We start from the raw sequence: 18,319 nt of genomic DNA, 5'->3' as shown, positions 1-18,319 counted from the left end.
CCATGGATCTAAAGAGGAGAGATTTTATTAAAGGAGTTGCATGCAGCAGTCTGCTGCTAGCAGCAGACGCTCCCTCTGTCTTTGCAGCAGAGCCTCGAAAGACACTTTCATCTGATGCGCTTGGCATTCTTTATGATGCCACGCTCTGCGTTGGATGCAAGGCCTGTGTAGCTGCCTGCAAGCAGAATAATGACATGCCTCCTGATCATACTACAGAGGAAAAGCTCTATGATGACCCTATAGATCTTTCAGGCAAGACGCTGAATATCATCAAGCTTTACAAACACGGCGCCGGCACTGAAAAAGATAATGAGACCGGGTATTCATACATAAAGAGACATTGCATGCACTGCATTGATCCTTCGTGCATCTCAGCCTGTCCTGTAAAAGCACTCACAAAAAATCCTAAAAACGGTATTGTTGAATACAATAAAGATGCATGTGTAGGCTGTCGCTATTGCCAGCTTGCATGTCCGTATAATATTCCTAAATTCGAGTGGCTTGAGGCATTTCCGCAGATCAGAAAATGTCAGCTATGTTCTCACCTTATTAAGAAGGGAAAGATATCAGCCTGCTGCGATGTATGCCCTACAGGAGCATCACTTTTCGGCAATGTTAATGACCTTCTTAAAGAGGCAAAACGAAGACTGGAAATGAAGCCTGGCGAAGAAAATGTGTTTCCTGTAGCGTCAATTAACTCAAAAGACACAACAGCCCGGCCAGCAGGAAAATATTTTCAGCATATTTACGGTGAGAAAGAAGGCGGAGGAACACAGGTTCTTTTCCTCGCAGGAGTATCCCATGAAAAACTTGGACTTCCTAAACTTTCCGATAGAGCAGATGCTGCTGTTTCAGAGGGCATACAGCACGGAATTTATAAAGGCATGATCGGACCTGTTGCGTTGTTAGCAGGCCTTCTGTTTACGGTATACAAGAATACAAAAAAAGATGATAAATAAAAAAGGAGAAAAGACATGGCAGATAACAAGCCGCTAGGCGGAAAAATCCTTACAAAACCGTTTCTGGTCTGCTTGGTCATTTTGGCAATCGCTGGGATCCTGCTGATTAAAAGACTTATATTCGGCGTGGGTTCTGTAACAAATCTCACTGACGGTTATCCATGGGGAATATGGATTGCATATGATGTTGTTGTCGGTACAGCGCTTGCTTGCGGCGGTTACGCAATGGCCCTGTTGATATATGTTTTAAACAAAGGCGAGTACTATCCTCTTATACGTTCAGCCATACTTACAAGCGTGTTTGGATATACACTGGCTGGCGTATCAATATTTTTCGATGTTGGACGTTACTGGCAGCTGCATAATATGTTCCTGCCGTGGTTTTCGCAGATTAACTCGATACTGTTTGAGGTTGGGGTCTGCATAGCCTTGTACGTCTTAGTTCTCTGGATCGAGTTCACTCCTTCATTCCTAGAAAAATGGAAAACAGAAAAGTATTTGAAAATAGCCAATAAGTTCATGTTTATATTTATCGCTATAGGCATTCTGCTTCCCACAATGCACCAGTCATCTCTAGGTTCTCTGCTTATTATAGCTGGACAAAAGGTATCGCCTCTGTGGCAGACAAATCTTCTTCCGTTATTGTTTCTCACAACTGCCATAACAATGGGCTACTCCATAGTCGTGATGGAGTCAATTCTTTCATCTCTTGGATTCAGAATGCCTCTTGAAACTCCGATACTTGGGAAACTTTCAAAAATAATACCGAGGCTTATAGTCTTTTATCTTGTTGTGCGTTTTGGCGAGCTTATCTACAGAGGACAGCTCGGTCTTGCATTAAACGGTGATTTCAAGGGATTCATGTTTATAGTAGAAAATATACTGTATTTAATACCTGTTGTTATTTTGTTTCAGTCGAAAAATCTGACTAAGCCGCGCATGATATTCATCGCCGCTGTCTCAATGCTGCTTGCAGGTTCAGTCTATAGATTCAACGCCTTTCTGGTCGGATTTGATCCGGGTCCGGGATGGCATTACTTCCCATCTTTCTCAGAGACAATGATCACCCTTGGTTTCATTTCTATAGAGATAATGGGATATTTATATTTAGTAAAAAAACTGCCTGTATTGCCTGTTCTGCGGCATACATAAATTTATAGGAGGAGATTCATATGGCAAAGCGAATTACGATTGACCCTGTAACAAGAATCGAAGGCCATCTTAGAATAGACTGCGAGATAGATGGCGGCAAAGTTAAAAATGCCTGGTCATCGGGCCAAATGTGGCGCGGAATTGAAGTAATACTGAAAGGGAGGGATCCCCGCGAAGCATGGCTCTTCACACAAAGAATATGCGGTGTTTGCACAACTGTTCATGCTGTTGCATCAGTAAGAGCAGTCGAAAATGCACTCAAGCTTGAGATACCATTGAACGCACAGTACATAAGAAACCTGATTGTTGCTGCACACGCTATTCACGATCATATCGTTCACTTCTACCACCTGTCAGCGCTTGACTGGGTGGATATTGTTTCAGCCTTGAAAGCAGATACTGCTAAAACATCGAGACTCGCACAGAGCGTGTCAAAATGGCCAATAAACAGCCAGCAGCACTTTAAAGATGTTCAGGAGAGACTAAAGACATTTGTAAGTTCAGGACAGCTCGGTATCTTTGCAAATGGATACTGGGGGCATCCTGCAATGAAGCTTGCTCCTGAAGTCAATCTGCTTGCAGCATCTCATTATCTGCAGGCTCTTGAATATCAGAGAACAGCAAATAAGATAGTCTCTGTGCTTGGCGGGAAAACGCCACATATCCAGAATCTGGCTGTAGGAGGTGTTGCTAATGCAATCAATCCAAGCAGCCCATCAACGCTCACAGTTGAGAAACTTTATTTCATCAAGACAATCATTGATGAGATAGGAAGATTCATTAACGATGTTTATTTCGTTGATGTCTGCGCTGTCGGAGCTTTCTACGCCGACTGGACAAAATACGGCTCGGGCGTGACCAACTATCTTTCAGTTCCTGAGTTCCCTCTGGACACTAAAGGCACGACCTTCGAGCTTGCCGGCGGTTACATCGAAAATGGAAACATAGGCGCATTCAAACCAATAAAAAGTTTTCAGGATGACCTGTTCAAGAATGGGGTAAAAGAAAGCATAAAACATTCATGGTATGACGGCAACTGGACTAAACATCCATGGGAAGAGGACACAGTTCCTAAATACACGGATTTTAAGGACGACGGAAAGTATTCATGGGTAAAGTCTCCGTCATTCAACGGTAAGCCTGCGCAGGTTGGTCCATTGGCAAACGTGCTTGCTCTTTATGCATCAGGGAATCCTATTGCAAAGAAATATGCTGAAAAAGCTCTCGCAACAGTAAGCGCTCTTGCTGGAGCAAAAGTGCCGATATCAGCGCTCCACTCCACAATAGGCCGTCATGCGGCGCGCGCAATCAGATGCGCTGTTCTGCACGAAGTGCTTTTAAAACAGTGGAACCTTCTGATCAACAATATCGGCAAGGGAGATACTGCTACATATAACAAACCTGAATTCCCAAGCGGAGAGATCAGAGGCTTTGGATTCCATGAAGCTCCAAGAGGAGTTCTTTCGCACTGGGTTGTTATAAAGAACGGCAAGATCAAGAATTACCAGTGCGTTGTTCCTTCAACATGGAATGCAGGACCAAGAAATCAGTCAGATGATCTCGGACCTTATGAGGCATCTTTGATAGGCAATCCAATTGCTGATCCTGAAAAGCCTCTTGAGGCATTAAGAACAATCCATTCGTTCGACCCGTGTCTTGCATGTGCAATCCATGTTGTTGACAAAAACAAGAAAGAGATTGTTAAAGTAACGGCATTCTAAGAATACTCGGAAATTGCCGGCATATACATTGAGGAGCCTGATTAAAGGCTCCTCAACAATTTTAAAGGGAAAATAAGCTAAACTACAATATGAAAGAAAACATTACGGAAACAAAACCAAAAGTCCTTATTATGGGCATAGGAAATATTCTTTTAATGGACGAAGGCGCAGGAGTAAGGGTCGTTGAGGATTTTCAAAAAAGATATTTTCTGCCTGAAGATGTAGAGATATTAGACGGCGGCACAAGCGGGATAGAACTTCTGGAATATATTGAAAACAGAGAAAATCTTTTTATTATTGATGTAGTAAAATCAGGCGCCAAACCCGGGAGCATAATCCGTATGGAGGGAGATGAAGTTCCCAAATATTTTGCGGGAAAGATATCGCCTCATCAAATAGGGGTTTCAGATCTGCTTGCAGCGGCAGCGTTGACATTACGCATGCCTAAACAGATTGTTCTTTTAGGGATTGAGCCGTCAGAACTGAAAACAGGCCTAGAGATGACTGATATAGTAAAATCTTCTGTACCAAAGATATCGGATATGCTTGCGGATGAATTGGAAAAAATTGGAATTAAGATTAATAAATCAGAACAATAACAAGGAGATTTAAAATGTGTCTTGCCGTGCCTTCAAAAGTGATTTCAATAAATGATATGATGGCAACAATAGATGTATACGGCGCACGCAGAGAAGTAAGTCTTCTTCTTCTGCCGGAGACTGTCTTTATAGGAGATTATGTTCTTGTTCATGCTGGGTTTGCGATACAAAAGGTTGAACAAGAAGCTGCCGAGGATGCTTTAAATCTGATAAAAACCATGTTCAGTAATTCTGCCGAGTGAAAATCTCCATCTGGTTGTATTTAATCCTGTGGGCGATGAACTAGAAAAATGCGCTTTCTGCCGGTAATCATCGCTATAGTTCTAATCTTCTTTGCAGGATTAGTATTCCTTCAGATAAGAAGTTTTTCGCAAGGACAAAAATTCAGCCTGTTAAAATTCATAAAACACAACAAGCTGGGACGTTTTATCGCAATTGTTATTCTTATAATTTTCATGCTCATGCTGTTGAGGTTGATGGGGAAGATAGCAGTTCTGGTTATGTTCATTCTGCTGCTTGTTTTATTTCTTACATTCAGAAAAATATGATCAACAGATTCTGGGAAGCTGTTCTCCCTGCAGCATATCCAGCATCCTTGTTCCGCCTGCGCTGGTTTCTATCAATACCATGCCGTTTGGAGATTCCTCAATGCTTCCGATAATTGCAGATACTTTCCCGTATTCATGAGACTGCATTGCCTCAAGAATCTTTTCTGCATGATTGGAAGGAACAATAGCTGCAAGTATTCCTTCATTTGCTATATACAAAGGATCAAGTCCTAAAAGCTCGCAAGCGCCTTTTACCTGTCCTGTGAAAGGGATTTCTGATTCCTGTATGCGGATACATTTCCCGGATTCAAGAGCAGCTTCTTTCAGAGTAGTCGCAAGCCCGCCTCTTGTCGGGTCGCGCATAAAGCCAATATCTTTTGTAACACCGAGCATCTTTTTGACCAGTCCATTTAAAGGTCTTGTGTCGCTAATCACAGGCGGGTCAAATGTAATCCCGTTTCTCTCAGCCATAATCGATATGCCGTGATTTCCAATCTCACCGCTTATAATAATCTTATCTCCTGTTTTTATGTTCTTTGCAGATATAGAGACCTTGTCATAAACAATGCCAATGCCTGATGTATTGATGAATATTCCGTCGCCTTTACCTTTATTCACAACCTTGGTATCACCGGCAACAATCTTCACCCCTGCTTTTTTTGCGGCCTCTGACATGGATGCAACAATCTTTTTCAAATCAGATATCAGAAAGCCTTCTTCTAAGATGAACCCGGCAGTTAACCATCTGGGTTCTGCACCTGAAACTGCAAGGTCATTTACTGTTCCATAAACAGCAAGCTCGCCTATGTTTCCGCCCGGGAAAAACAAAGGGGAGACAACATAAGAGTCTGTTGTATAAGCTATGCGTGAAGCATTTTTTATTTCCAGAACAGCAGAATCATTATATGCTGTGATGTTGAATGATTTTCCAATCTCATTTGAAATGAGTTCATGCATCATCTTTCCGCCGCTTCCATGACCCAAGCGTATTCTATCCATTAAAAACTCCGTATTTATAATAAGCTGCACAGCTTCCCTCTGTGCTGACCATACATGCCCCAACAGGATTTTCAGGCGTGCATCCTGTCCCAAACATAGGGCATTCAGTAGGTATCTTTATTCCTTTTAAAACATCTCCGCATGAACATTCAGAAGGTTCAGGATGATACGGAACTTCTATCTTATATCTTTGAAGTACATCGAATAAATTGTATTCTTTTTTCAATTTTAATCCGCTTCCGGGTATTATTCCGATTCCTCTCCAGTATGCGTCTTCAGGTTCGAAATATTTTAATACCATACCGTATGCCTTGGGATTTCCTTCTTCTCTAACAACATCAGTGTACTGGATCATGACTTCAGCCCTGTTCTCAGCTATCTGCTCCACTATCATTAGTATCCCATCAAGTATATCTTTTGCGCTGAAGCCTGTTATAGCAGACGGTTTTTTGTATTCCGATGCCAGGAATTCATAGGGTTTTTTCCCGATAATAGTGCTCACATGTCCTGGGAGGATAAACCCGTCAACAGAAATATCAGGAGAAGCAAGGAGCGCCCTCAATGCAGGAGGGACCAGCTTATGCGTGGAATATATCATAAAATTTTCTGCATTCAGTCTTTCTGCCTCATGCAGGGTTCCTGCAATTATAGGAGAAGTTGTCTCGAATCCGGTTGCGAAAAAAACCACTTTGCGGTGTTTTTCTTTTAATGCCAGCTTGAGCGCATCGATCGGCGAGTAAACCACTCTGATATCCATTCCCTCTGCCTTTGCCTCATCAAGTGATTTTTCTCCTCCAGGCACACGCATCATATCGCCGAAGGTGGTTAGTATCACATCATCCATTCCCGCGATTGCTAACGCAGAATCAACATCCTTGATAGAAGTAACACAGACAGGACAGCCGGGTCCGCTCAAAAGAATTATTTCTTTCGGTATCAGGCTTCTAATCCCCTGTCTGAATATTGCGACAGTATGTGTTCCGCAAACCTCCATGAGTTTTATTGGTCTGCCTATTTTGGCAGTAAGCATTTTGATCTTTTTAGCAGTCTGTTTCATCCTGTATTATCCCTTTTCATTTTTAATTCTCTCGCGCACAATGTAAGCCTGGCCGAGTGATACGCATGCATCATTGCACGGCATTGCTTTATTCAAAAAAACTTTAATGTTGTTAGACAAAAGGCCGCTTACAGTGCGTTCTGTTATATATCTGTTCTGGAATGTGCCGCCGCTCAAGACAACATCGTAGATATTCAGTCTTTCGCTGAGAATTTTAACTGTTTTGATAATAACATTAACGATCGTATTATGAAAACGGATTGATATTATTTTTTTGTCTTCTCCTCTGATAACATCTCTTAGAATCTCGAGTATTGTCTGGGAAAAGTCTATTACGATAGTTGCGCTTTTCTTAATATTCACAGGATAATCCTTGCTGTATTTTGCATCATTAATCACTGCCTCCAGAGCAATTGCCGCCTCTCCCTCAAATGTGTTTTTATCGCATATGCCTGTGATTGCAGAGACCGCATCAAAGAGTCTCCCTGCGCCTGATGACAGAGGGGAAAATTCGCGGGAATTCATAACTTTGATGATTGCATCAATATTTTCTTTTTTATATTTTTTTATAAAGCCGATTTTATCAAGGTATTCCATTGCTTCTTCGCCCATAGATTCACAGATGTAACTGACTGCGGTTCTCCAAGGCTCGCGGATTGCGGTCTCAGCTCCGGGCAGAGGGATATATTTAAAGTGCCCCAGTCGTTCAAATCCATTGATATCAGCAAGCAGAAATTCGCTTCCCCAGATTTTTCCGTCTGTGCCAAGGCCTGTTCCGTCAAATGCAGCTCCGATTACTTTTTTGTTAATTCCATGCTCAGCCATTACTGATGCGATATGCGCATAATGATGCTGTATAGGATATTTTTCGAGATCTTGTTTTAAAGCCCATTGCGTGGACATATAACCAGGGTGTATATCGTGGCCTATTGCCGTTGGATTTATTTTGTAGACAGATTTTATATTTTCAAAGCTTTCTTCAAAAAATTTTAAAGTCTCGTAATTTTCCATGTCGCCGATATGCTGGCTTGATATTGCAAAACTTCCCTTTGTGAGCGTAAATGTATTTTTCATGTCAGCTCCGCAGCCAATTACCTCAGGCCCATCACCCTGCAATGGAATCGGTTCAGGAACATATCCCCTTGACCTTCGTATAAATACAGGAAGAGATTTTTCTTCAATATCATGCGTGCTTAGGACAGAATCATCAACGCGCATGAAAATATCTCTGTTATGAAGCAGAACAGCATCAGCAAGCGCTGAAAGTTTTTCTATTGCCTCATTGTTGTCTCTTACAATCGGCTCCTCTGAAAAATTTCCGCTTGTCATAACAAGCGCATTAAATAAATTTTCATTCTGCTCGTTCTTTAAAAGCAGATAATGCAGAGGCGTATATGGGAGCATAAAGCCAAGATATTTATTATTCGGCGCAATAAAATCAGAGAATTTATTTTCGGGGTTATCCTGTTTTCTTAGAAGAACTATCGGACGCCTGTTTGATAAAAGCATATCCTCTTCTTCTTTCGATACATTAGCAAACAGCTTAATACTTCTTATTTCAGACGCCATTAATGCAAACGGCTTGTTGTTTCTGCGTTTGCGCTCTCTGAGTTTTTTAACAGCCTCATCATTCTCAGCATCGCATGCAATATGAAAACCCCCTATGCCTTTAATTGCAATGACAGCTCCATGTTTAAGCAGGGTTATGGCATGTTCAAGAGGATTCTTGCCTTTTACATTCTTAAAATCCTGATTCAGAATTTTCAATTCCAGAGACGGCCCGCATTTGGGACATGCATTCGGCTGAGCGTGAAATCTTCTGTTTTTAGGATCTTTATACTCAGCCAGACATTCTCTGCACATCTTAAAAACAGCCATTGTTGTATCAGGCCTGTCGTATGGCACAGCCTTTGTAATAGAAAATCTTGGGCCGCAGTTTGTGCAGTTAATAAACGGATAAAGATAGCGGCGATCTTTTGGATCAAACATCTCTTTCAAGCAGTCATCGCAGACTGTTACATCAGGAGAGACCATTGTAAATTTTTCTGTGTCTAAGCTCTTTGCGCTCTCGAGTATCTCGAATTTTTTATATCCGTGTTCAGGCAAAATGGATATCGAGATATCTGTTATTTTTGAGAGAGACGGAGCATCAGTGCCAAGCTTGGCGATAAATCTTGAGACCTCACTGCCTTCAACCTCGATTGTAACGCCTTCTGCAGTATTGATCACAAATCCATTTAAGTTAAACGACACCGCAAGATTATAGACAAAGGGTCTGAAGCCAACGCCCTGAACAATGCCTCTTACTTTGATCTCTGCCCGTTCAGCCATTCAGCCCATAAGTCAATGCCCTCGCCTGTACTGCATGAAACCTCAAATATCTTTATCTCAGGATTGAGCGAGAGCGCGTCTTTTTTTATTTTTTCAATATCAACATTTGTGTACGGAACAAGGTCTATCTTATTCAGCACCAATGCCTTTGATTCCTGAAACATGAGCGGATATTTCAAAGGCTTGTCATGCCCTTCGGTGATGCTCAGAACCATAGCCTTTATGTTCTCGCCGACCTTGAATTCTGCAGGGCAGACCAGATTGCCTACATTCTCGATTATGAGCATATTCATATCTTTGAGAGGAAGTTCACCCAGAACTCCGCTTATCATATTAGCGTCAAGGTGGCATGCGCCTCCTGTATTTATCTGAACAACAGGCACGCCTGCAGCATTAATTCTCTCTGCATCATCAGAGCCTGCAATATCGCCTTCAATAACACCTAGTTTTGCTTTTCCTTTTAGTTTTTGAATTGTTTTTTCGAGAAGTGTTGTCTTTCCTGCGCCCGGAGCTCCCATAAGATTTATTACAAACAATCCTGCTTCCTTGAATCTTTTTTTGTTTTCTTCAGCAAGGCGCTCGTTCGCCTCAAGTATTCGTGTAACAACTTTTACTTTCATCAGCTGACCTCCATATCAATAATTTCCATCTCATTCCCTTTATTTATCACAAAATCAGCAGAACCGCACTTTGGACATTCCAGAACATAAGCTTCTTCTGTATCAAAATCTCTCTTGCAGCTATTGCACGTTCCGCCCAGAGGGATGATATCGATTATCATCTCCGCGTCTTTTGCGATCGTGTCTGTTTTTATGTTATCGAATGCAAATAAAAGTGCATCAGGCATCACACCCGCAGCCTTTCCAATCTTGAGCCTGACCGAGTCTATTTTATTGCAGCTTTCTTCTCTACATTTTTTGACAATTATATCCATAATACTGAGAGCTATCGAGACTTCATGCATTTTTTATAAATCCCTGATGTTTTATTCAGCATTTTTATGCAGGTAAATAATGCTAACACATGAATTTGAAATACTCAACCCGGCTTATATTGATTATAAGATAAAGTAATTTGACATTTTGAAGCTGGGGAATTACTGTCTTTTTATAAAATAATGGCGCCCGATGCAAGACTAAAGCATGAAGCGCCATAAATAAAATTTTAATTCAGTTCGTGTATTTTTTATCTTTATTAAATTATGTTACCTGCAATTATGCCAGACATTGCAGCCGCCCTGTTTTGATGTATCGTAATTCTTCCTTGCATAGCAGCTGCAGTTGCACATATTCAGATTCGGAGCGTTGCTTGGACAGCAATAATATTTTCCGGGTGCGCATCCTGTGTTGAAACCGCAGTTAAGATTCCCCCCGCACGCACCGGATGCTAAAAGCGGATAGGCTTTTTCAATGCTTATGGAATCTGCTGATACAGTATCAATAGTTACTCCGCATGCAGTATTTTCTGTTTGTACTGCAGGACTCTCGCCAAATGCTGTTCCTAAACTTAATATTATGACCAGCGCTGCAAGCATAAACCCTAAATTTCTTTTCATAATTCACTCCTCTTTTTTTAATATCTGGAAAACTGTATTTTGTCTATTTTACCATTTTGTTTGTATATATAAACGCATTTAACCTATAATCTTTATTGATATAGATACAGCAAATTTCCTTATTTCTGTTGAATATTTTTCAATCTCATGATACCCTATTTTTTGTTTTATTCAGCGATTTTTGAATTATGGAGGCATTGCTTTCAATGAAAAGACTTTTGTGGGTAATTCAGATTTTTTTTATTCTCGTCTTATCTGCTCCTTTTGCTCTTCTGCCGCTTAGATGGGCTTTGAAGGCAGGGGAATATTTAGGACTCTTTATCTTCCATATCTGGGGAGGCAGAAGAAAAATAGCAATAGAGAACATGAGAAAATCTGTTGACGCTGGAGCAATACGACTTGAAGGAACTCCTGAACTGGCAATAAAAGAAAATTTTAAAAATATGGGCAGGTCATTAGTCGAGGTGATAAAGATATATTATGGTCTTGGCAGAAAGATAATTGATTCTGTTGTTGTCGAAGGCATTGAGCATGCCATAAAAGCAAATTCCAAAGGCAAGGGCATAATGCTGATAACAGGCCACTGCGGCAACTGGGAAATTATGGCTCTGGCAGGTTCTGCAAAGTTTAAAGGTTTTTCTGTCCTTGCCAGACCCTTAAACAATAAATTTATTAATAGATTTGTTGAGATAACAAGAAAGCGTTACGGCAACAATATTATTTACAAAGAAGGCGCTCTAAGGGATATTCTCAATACATTCAGGACAGGCGGGACTGTCGGAATTCTTATGGACCAGTCGGTTTTGGCTGTTGAAGGTTATATTATTGATTTTCTTGGAAGAGGCGCATGGACAACAAAGATGCCTGCGCTTATAGCAAGAAAATATGAGGCAGCAGTAGTTCCTGTTTTTATTCACAGACAAGGAAATGGGCATAAGATAATCATCTATCCTGAGATAGAGCTTTCTCATTCTGAGAACAAGGAACAGGCTGTTATCGAAGATACAAAAAAGTTCTCCGGTTATATAGAAAATTACATTAAGGAACATCCGACTGAGTGGCTTTGGATACACAGAAAGTGGAAACGTGTTTAGGTCTTTACTAGAAATTTATTTTTATGGATAATATATAGGTTCCTTTGGCCTGCAGATGCAGCAGATCTTTTGTCATTGGAATTGATAAAAATAAAAAATTATTTAGGGGTGACTATGTCCGCATCTACATTGCAGCGAGTAAAAGACCTTTTTGTCGAGAAGCTGAAACTAAACGAGGCTGAGCTTACGCCCTCCTCAACATTAGACAGCCTCGGCCTCGATTCTCTTGACAAGATCGAGTTCATGTTCACAATCGAAGAAGAATTTGACATTAAGATACCTGACCGCGAAGTTCAGATAAACACAATTCAGGATCTGATAGACACGATTGACAGATTTGTAGCTGAACAAAATCCTAAAAAAGCTTAAGGATAGTTTGATTTGAGAAGAGTAGCTGTTACAGGATTGGGCATTATCTCGCCAACCGGCAAAAACCCTGCCGATTTCTTTAATAATCTAATGTCCGCAAAATCAGCGGTGAAAAGAATATCTGAACCCTTTGCTGAAAAACTCTCTATAAAGATTTCTGCTCCTGCTGATTTCAATGTATCAGATTATTTCCATGGCAAAGGCGCATGGTCTCTTGACAGAGTGACCCAGATGGCTCTTGTAGCAGCGTCGCAGGCATGGAATGATTCAGGACTCTCACTCACCGACGAGGAAAAACTTCGCACAGGCGTGTATATGGGAACAGGGATGGGCGGATCGCAATCTCTGGAGGATGTAAATTTAAGCATATACGTGAAAAAAGCTGACAGGGTAAGCCCCTTGTCAGTAGTAAAGATAATGAACAATGCCTCTGCATCCCACATTTCTATTGAATATAAATTATTCGGTCCATGTCTTACTTTTTCAACGGCATGTTCAGCCTCGTCAGTTGCGATAGGAGAAGCCTTTCACAGGATAAAATACGGCAGCGTTGACCGAATGCTTGCAGGCGGCACAGAGAGCATCCTTCAATTAGCATCCTTCAAATGCTGGGAGTCAATGCGTGTGCTGGCTTTAGAGGATCCTGAAGACCCGTCTGCTTCATGCAAGCCTTTTTCAAAAAACAGAACCGGTTTTGTGCTTGGAGAAGGCGCTGCAGTCATTGTAATGGAAGAGATGGAAGCTGCAAAAAAACGCGGAGCAAAGATCTATGGAGAAGTAATCGGATATTCTTCAACGTGCGATGCACATCACATCACAAGTCCTTCTGTTGAAGGGCAGGTGCGTGCAATGAACCTTGCCTTTGACGATGCAAAAATATCTACTGATGATATTGATTACATAAATGCGCATGGAACTGCAACAGAGATAAATGATCTTGTTGAAACTCAGGCATTAAAAAAAGTGTTCTCTGAGCAGGCGTACAAAATCCCTGTAAGCTCAACCAAGTCAATGCACGGCCATCTGATTGGAGCAGGCGGAGCAGTGGAGTTCATAGCTTCAATTCTCGCTATAAAAAACAAAGCGGTGCCTCCAACAGCAAATCTAAAAGTGCCGGATCCTGAATGCGACCTTGACTATGTTCCAAATGTCGGGCGACACGGCGTAAAGGTCAGAACTGTCATGTCAAATTCCTTCGCATTCGGCGGAACAAACGCAGTTCTAATCATAAAAGAAGTTTAGAAAAATCTGGTGCCCCCTGCAAGAATCGAACTTGCGACACCAGGTTTAGGAAACCTGTGCTCTATCCTACTGAGCTAAGGGGGCGGGGGGATAAATTCTAAATTCAGACTCAAGGTTGAAAAATAAATTTATGATAACATCTCCTTTTGTTTTTCGTCCAGCTTCTTATCGCCTTTTTGAATAAAGCTGATTATCTCTCTGTTCATCGCTTCTATGGTAAATTCAGAAGGCATTATATCAACTTTGAATCCTGCTTTTTCGACTGCCTTTGCAGTAACATTGCCGATAACAGCGATGGTCACATCTTCGAGCAGGGCTTTTGAGTCTTCTCCGATGATCTTTATGAAATTATTGAATGCGGAACTGCTCGTGAACACTGCCATGAATTCTCTGCCTATTTTTCTCGAAAGCCGTATCTCTGAAAGAAGTTTTTTTACTTTTTCTGCTTTTATCTCAGGCATAACAGTCCTGTAAGTTACGGGAACATCTATCTCTCCTCCGAGTTCTCGCATCTTCCCAGGAAAAATCTCTCTTGCGTTCTCAGCGCGCGGCAAAAGAAATCTCATCCCCTTGGGGTTCGGGAATACGTTTATCAAACCTTCAGCATTAAATTTATCCGGTATAAGGCTTACTTTTATCCCGTATCTTTCTATCTCTTCCGCTGTCTTTGAGCCGACAGCGCAGACTTTTATCTTTTTTATTAATTCGATTTCTTTGTTAAGGGCAGAAAATCTTTTGATGAAATACTTGACAGCATTTCTGCTTGTGAAAATTATCCAGTCGTATGTTTCTATTTTTTCTATTGCATTATCGAGCGCATCATAGTTTTCAGGCGGGATTATCTCGATGCAGGGAAATTTGATTATCTCTGCGCCGAAATTTCTCAACGGATCGAATTCCGCAGAGTCTTCTCTTGTGATAAGTATTTTTATATTATTGGCATTCATTTATAAGATTATTTTACCTTGGACAATTTTAACACAAATAAAAAAGGCGGGTCGAAAAGACCCGCCTTTAAACACAATTAAGTGTTGTCTAACTTAGAACTTGTACATAAGAACGTGCTGCATTGCGATTGCATTCTCGTCCTGTTTCAGAGTGTCGCTTCTCTCCCAAGCTTTGCCAGGCATTAAGATACCGCCCTGAATGCTGTAGTTGAGGTTCTTTGTGATGTCATAGCTGATCAGCATATCAATTTCATTACCGATTGACTTGCTGCTGCCATTATATGACATTGCTGAGATGTTCTTATATGTTCCTCTGAGATTTATAAAAGCTCCTGTGACAGCAAGGTCTTTCATTGGCTTGTAAGTTGCTGCCAATCTGTTGAACCATGTTCCTGCTGGAACTGGTACGCCAGGACCGTAGTTGCTAGTTGCTGTAAGGGCGCCTCCCTGTACTCCTCTTACCAAATAGCCATATACGAATGTTGCATAGTCTTTATCTTCAAGATATGTTGTGAAGCCTTCTGATTTGTCGGTAGTGTCGCCTTTGTCTCCGCTGTAGTAAATGGAAGCTGCTGAGAGTGTCAACTCGTTGATTGGAGCATAGTTTGCGACTAAGCGTGCATGGTAGCCTTGGTATTTTACTTTTGCTGTGTCTGATCCATGATCACCAAACTGCTTGTCAAATGCTGCAAGCAATCCCAATGGACCGAACTTGCCCTTGTAGGTAAGTCCTGCGTTGTATAGTACATTGCTCTTTTTAGTAGCAACATCAGAATTTCTAACCATAGCAACGTTGAATCCGAGGCCATGACCTGAGAGATCAAAATCGCCTGTTGCAAAGTAGATGTCCGTATCCTTGTCAGGTGAGCCTTCAGTTGTTGCAACATCGTTCATTTCAGTAACTTTAATTGTTCCTAATGCTACTGAATTCTTGCCGAATGGGTATGAAAGAATAAGAGCATCAGCGCCTTCTTTTGAGAAATCAAGGAATGATGCTACGCCGAGCTGGCCGAGCTGATGACCAACCTTAACATTAACGCCTAATACTGGGAACTCGATAAAGAGCTGTCTGAAGTTTGGACCAAGTGATCCTGTAGTCACATCGTCTTCAGCAGGCTTGCCGATTTCAGCTGTGGAACTAGTTTTACCCCATGTGAGCCATCCTGTCTTTCCTGAGTAGAACTCTATTACGCCTTTCACCTTGCCTGTTGTTGCTGTTACACCAAGGGCATAGTGGTACTGATACATAGAAGCATTACCTTTTTCACCCCCGCTGCCGTCGCTGTCATTAAGGTCAAGGTTCTTAAAATATCTGCCTCTCATGCCTATCTCACCGGTAAGAGCTACCTGTGTATCGCCTTTAGCCACAACAGATGTGGTTCCAGCAGGCATCTGTGCAAAAGCAACTGCCGCAAAGCTGAGTACTAACAACATGCTTACGATTAATGCCAAATACTTTTTCAATGCTTTACCCTCCTTCGTTTGATCTTACGTCAAATTTGACTGCATTTTTTCCTGTTAAACAGGATTTTTGAATGATAACTATTCTTCACTCAAAATTTAATAATCATAAAATTATTTAAAAATTCTCCTCCTCCATCACCTCCCTGATAATCTGGGTCTCAGCCTCTTCCCGAGGCTTATAAATAAATTTCAGAGTTCTGCTTAAAACATCTTATCAAAGAACAGTTATTTGGCCAAAATATAAACCATATTCAAAACTTTTGTCAAGCCCTATTTCAGGCCTTGAATATTTATTTTTTATCCGCTTTAGCATGCCCTACCGTAACACGTTATAAAACATAAAGCAAGAAAAATACCAGTTAAATTTTAATGAAAATAAGGGTAAAATCCCGTGGTTTTTAAGTTCTATGTGTCCTTGATGCAACAGCCCATTGCAAAAAAACCACAGCTTTGTATGTTGCTCAGGAATATATTAAAAAATATCGTACGCATTAAATTAAACTTAAATGTTATTCTTAAAGCATCCTTGACTTAAGCAATACAAGAATTTAGAATCTTAGGTCTGCTTATTAGGGGCTGTAGCTCAGTTGGCATAAGACTCTTAGAGCGGTCGTATCGACAGGTCGAGTGAGTAGTACAGTTCAAAAGACAGGAATATTTTTCATTAGGGGCTGTAGCTCAGTTGGGATAAGGCTCTTAGAGCGGTCGCATCGACAGGTCGAGTGAGAAGTACAGTTCAAAAAGACAGGAATATTTTTCATTAGGGGCTGTAGCTCAGTTGGGAGAGCGCTTGAATGGCATTCAAGAGGTCGAGGGTTCGATCCCCTTCAGCTCCACCAAAAAACAAAAAACTATGCCTTATTTTGTTTACATTCTAAAAAGTAAGACTGCAGGAAGTTCGTACACAGGCAGTTCCGGCAATCTTGAAAAAAGACTTGCAGAGCATAACTCAGGAAAATCCTATTCGACTAAATACAAAAAACCATGGGAATTAGTTTATAAAGAGGAATATCCAACGCGTGCAGAGGCTGTTTCTCGAGAAAAATTTTTTAAAACTGTAGCCGGCAGATTAGAGCTGAAAGAAAAAGGAATTCTATAAACGAGTTCGATCAGATATTCGGCTGATGACACAAGAGGAGAGCGGTCGCATCGACAGGTCGGTCTAATCCCCTTCAGCTCCACCAAAAAAACCAATCCATTATTTACCGAAAGGGCAGTGCGGGTATCTGCATTCTTCGCAGTCCAGACATAAGCCGCCGTGTCCCATTTCTGCGAGTTCTTTCCTTCCTATCTTCTCTCCTGCAAGTATGCGCGGAAAAACAAGGTCGAATATTGTTGTCCTGTGATACATTCCGCATGCAGGTATTCCTAGGACAGGGATGGACCCAACATAGGCTGTTAAAAACATTGCTCCCGGAAGCACAGCTGAACCGTAACACAGATCTTTTGCCCCCAGATTTCTTATTGCAAACCTCGTAACATCATCAGGGTCAACAGACATTCCTCCTGTTGTTATCAATATGTCTGCTCCTGCGCTTATCAGCTCTCTGAGTTTTTCTTCTATGAATTTTTCATCATCAGGCGCATAATACATTCCAACTATCTCGCCTTTGAATTCTTCTATCTTTTCTTTTATTATCGGAGCAAATGCGTCCTTTATCTTTCCGTGATAAACTTCATTGCCTGTAATAACAACCCCTGCCTTGGGTTTTCTGAATTCTTTTACTTGTATTGCCCTGCTGTTTTGGCTCACGGCTGAGACCGCGGCATTCACTATATCTTTTTTAACAACAAGAGGTATCGCTCTTGTTCCTCCGATTATCTGGTCTTTTTTAACAACAGTATTATTATGTATTGTTGCGCACATAACTTCGCCGAGCATATTGAAGCTTAAAAGCGCTTCTTTATTGATCTTTAACAATCCGTCTCTGTCAGCCGCAAGTGTTATCTTGCCTTCTTTAGTCTCGCCTGTCATCTTAACGCCTTCGCCAATAAGCGCCTGCGCAAGCGCATATGCCGCATCATCCTCGTGCATCTCTGTCTCGTCTATATTGAGAACAAAAAGATTTTCCTTCCCAAGTCTTTTAAGATGATCTACATCTCCTTCTTTTATTACATGTCCCTTTTTAAATGCCCTTCCCTTAAAATCGTTTTTTCGTATTTCGGTGATATCGTGAGCAAGCACCATCCCCACTGCGTTTTGCACAGGAACAGTCTTTGCTCCAATTTTGCTTAATACTTCCGTGCCTTTCGCATCACACATGGCTCTCTCCTGAAAAATA

At 41.3% G+C, this 18,319-nt stretch carries 19 protein-coding genes and 2 tRNA genes; 11 read left to right on the top strand and 10 right to left on the bottom strand.

The genetic code is table 11. The features are described from left to right. The first annotated feature begins 2 nt into the window (after window positions 1-2). The 6 genes from hybA (at window position 3) to LLF28_05225 (ending at window position 4,979) form a co-directional block, all read left to right on the top strand. Entirely contained in the window at window positions 3-959 is a 957-nt protein-coding gene (hybA, locus tag LLF28_05250; protein ID MCE5194851.1) for a hydrogenase 2 operon protein HybA, read from the top strand. Between the two features lie 15 nt (window positions 960-974). Continuing rightward, window positions 975-2,111 (top strand): Ni/Fe-hydrogenase cytochrome b subunit, encoded by a 1,137-nt coding sequence (gene hybB / locus LLF28_05245; GenBank protein MCE5194850.1) that lies wholly within the window; start codon window positions 975-977, stop codon window positions 2,109-2,111. A 20-nt stretch (window positions 2,112-2,131) separates the two neighbouring features. Next, complete coding sequence (locus LLF28_05240; GenBank protein ID MCE5194849.1) at window positions 2,132-3,832, top strand: nickel-dependent hydrogenase large subunit; 1,701 nt, start codon at window positions 2,132-2,134, stop codon at window positions 3,830-3,832. A gap of 89 nt (window positions 3,833-3,921) precedes the next feature. After that, window positions 3,922-4,431, top strand: coding sequence for a HyaD/HybD family hydrogenase maturation endopeptidase (locus LLF28_05235; protein MCE5194848.1), 510 nt, complete (start codon window positions 3,922-3,924; stop codon window positions 4,429-4,431). Between the two features lie 14 nt (window positions 4,432-4,445). Beyond that, window positions 4,446-4,673 (top strand): HypC/HybG/HupF family hydrogenase formation chaperone, encoded by a 228-nt coding sequence (locus LLF28_05230; protein ID MCE5194847.1) that lies wholly within the window; start codon window positions 4,446-4,448, stop codon window positions 4,671-4,673. Window positions 4,674-4,721: 48 nt separating this feature from the next. Further along, window positions 4,722-4,979, top strand: coding sequence for a hypothetical protein (locus LLF28_05225; GenBank protein ID MCE5194846.1), 258 nt, complete (start codon window positions 4,722-4,724; stop codon window positions 4,977-4,979). On the opposite strand, the gene hypE is transcribed toward LLF28_05225, so the two are convergent. From hypE to LLF28_05195, 6 genes are all read right to left on the bottom strand, one after another. Further along, window positions 4,980-5,978, bottom strand: a complete 999-nt coding sequence (gene hypE, locus LLF28_05220; protein MCE5194845.1) for a hydrogenase expression/formation protein HypE — start codon at window positions 5,976-5,978, stop codon at window positions 4,980-4,982. After that, window positions 5,971-7,035: a hydrogenase formation protein HypD gene (hypD, locus tag LLF28_05215; GenBank protein MCE5194844.1), complete on the bottom strand. Its 1,065-nt coding sequence runs from the start codon at window positions 7,033-7,035 to the stop codon at window positions 5,971-5,973. Before hypD ends, hypE begins: the two co-directional genes overlap by 8 nt. A gap of 6 nt (window positions 7,036-7,041) precedes the next feature. Beyond that, on the bottom strand, window positions 7,042-9,366 hold the full coding sequence (gene hypF / locus LLF28_05210; protein MCE5194843.1) for a carbamoyltransferase HypF: 2,325 nt from the start codon (window positions 9,364-9,366) through the stop codon (window positions 7,042-7,044). Then, window positions 9,339-9,986, bottom strand: coding sequence for a hydrogenase nickel incorporation protein HypB (hypB, locus tag LLF28_05205; GenBank protein MCE5194842.1), 648 nt, complete (start codon window positions 9,984-9,986; stop codon window positions 9,339-9,341). The genes hypF and hypB overlap by 28 nt, the downstream gene beginning before the upstream one ends. Then, window positions 9,986-10,330, bottom strand: coding sequence for a hydrogenase maturation nickel metallochaperone HypA (locus LLF28_05200; GenBank protein MCE5194841.1), 345 nt, complete (start codon window positions 10,328-10,330; stop codon window positions 9,986-9,988). The genes hypB and LLF28_05200 overlap by 1 nt, the downstream gene beginning before the upstream one ends. A gap of 240 nt (window positions 10,331-10,570) precedes the next feature. Then, complete coding sequence (locus LLF28_05195) at window positions 10,571-10,921, bottom strand: hypothetical protein (GenBank protein MCE5194840.1); 351 nt, start codon at window positions 10,919-10,921, stop codon at window positions 10,571-10,573. Window positions 10,922-11,127: 206 nt separating this feature from the next. Between LLF28_05195 and LLF28_05190 the strand changes: the two genes are divergently transcribed. The 3 genes from LLF28_05190 to LLF28_05180 all read left to right on the top strand — a co-directional run bounded on the left by LLF28_05190 (window position 11,128) and on the right by LLF28_05180 (window position 13,626). Then, complete coding sequence (locus LLF28_05190) at window positions 11,128-12,015, top strand: lysophospholipid acyltransferase family protein (GenBank protein ID MCE5194839.1); 888 nt, start codon at window positions 11,128-11,130, stop codon at window positions 12,013-12,015. A gap of 114 nt (window positions 12,016-12,129) precedes the next feature. After that, on the top strand, window positions 12,130-12,384 hold the full coding sequence (locus LLF28_05185; GenBank protein ID MCE5194838.1) for a phosphopantetheine-binding protein: 255 nt from the start codon (window positions 12,130-12,132) through the stop codon (window positions 12,382-12,384). 12 nt (window positions 12,385-12,396) lie between these two features. Beyond that, window positions 12,397-13,626, top strand: coding sequence for a beta-ketoacyl-[acyl-carrier-protein] synthase family protein (locus tag LLF28_05180; GenBank protein MCE5194837.1), 1,230 nt, complete (start codon window positions 12,397-12,399; stop codon window positions 13,624-13,626). 7 nt (window positions 13,627-13,633) lie between these two features. Here LLF28_05180 and LLF28_05175 read toward each other — a convergent pair. The 3 genes from LLF28_05175 to LLF28_05165 form a co-directional block, all read right to left on the bottom strand. Beyond that, window positions 13,634-13,710: transfer RNA gene (locus LLF28_05175), tRNA-Arg, on the bottom strand. A 44-nt stretch (window positions 13,711-13,754) separates the two neighbouring features. Next, window positions 13,755-14,573, bottom strand: coding sequence for a uroporphyrinogen-III synthase (locus LLF28_05170; GenBank protein MCE5194836.1), 819 nt, complete (start codon window positions 14,571-14,573; stop codon window positions 13,755-13,757). Between the two features lie 93 nt (window positions 14,574-14,666). Continuing rightward, window positions 14,667-16,037 carry a hypothetical protein gene (locus LLF28_05165; GenBank protein MCE5194835.1) on the bottom strand — a complete coding sequence of 457 codons (1,371 nt, stop codon included), beginning with the start codon at window positions 16,035-16,037 and terminating at the stop codon, window positions 14,667-14,669. A 763-nt stretch (window positions 16,038-16,800) separates the two neighbouring features. Between LLF28_05165 and LLF28_05160 the strand changes: the two genes are divergently transcribed. Next, window positions 16,801-16,876, top strand: a tRNA-Ala gene (locus LLF28_05160). Between the two features lie 14 nt (window positions 16,877-16,890). Continuing rightward, window positions 16,891-17,136: a GIY-YIG nuclease family protein gene (locus tag LLF28_05155; protein ID MCE5194834.1), complete on the top strand. Its 246-nt coding sequence runs from the start codon at window positions 16,891-16,893 to the stop codon at window positions 17,134-17,136. A gap of 99 nt (window positions 17,137-17,235) precedes the next feature. On the opposite strand, the gene LLF28_05150 is transcribed toward LLF28_05155, so the two are convergent. Further along, the coding region (locus LLF28_05150) for a molybdopterin-binding protein (protein ID MCE5194833.1) at window positions 17,236-18,319 on the bottom strand (1,084 nt) is incomplete at its 5' end.

The organism is Nitrospiraceae bacterium, from assembly GCA_021373015.1.
GTDB lineage: Bacteria > Nitrospirota > Thermodesulfovibrionia > Thermodesulfovibrionales > UBA1546 > JAJFTJ01.
This window is presented reverse-complemented; position numbering and strand designations above follow the sequence as displayed.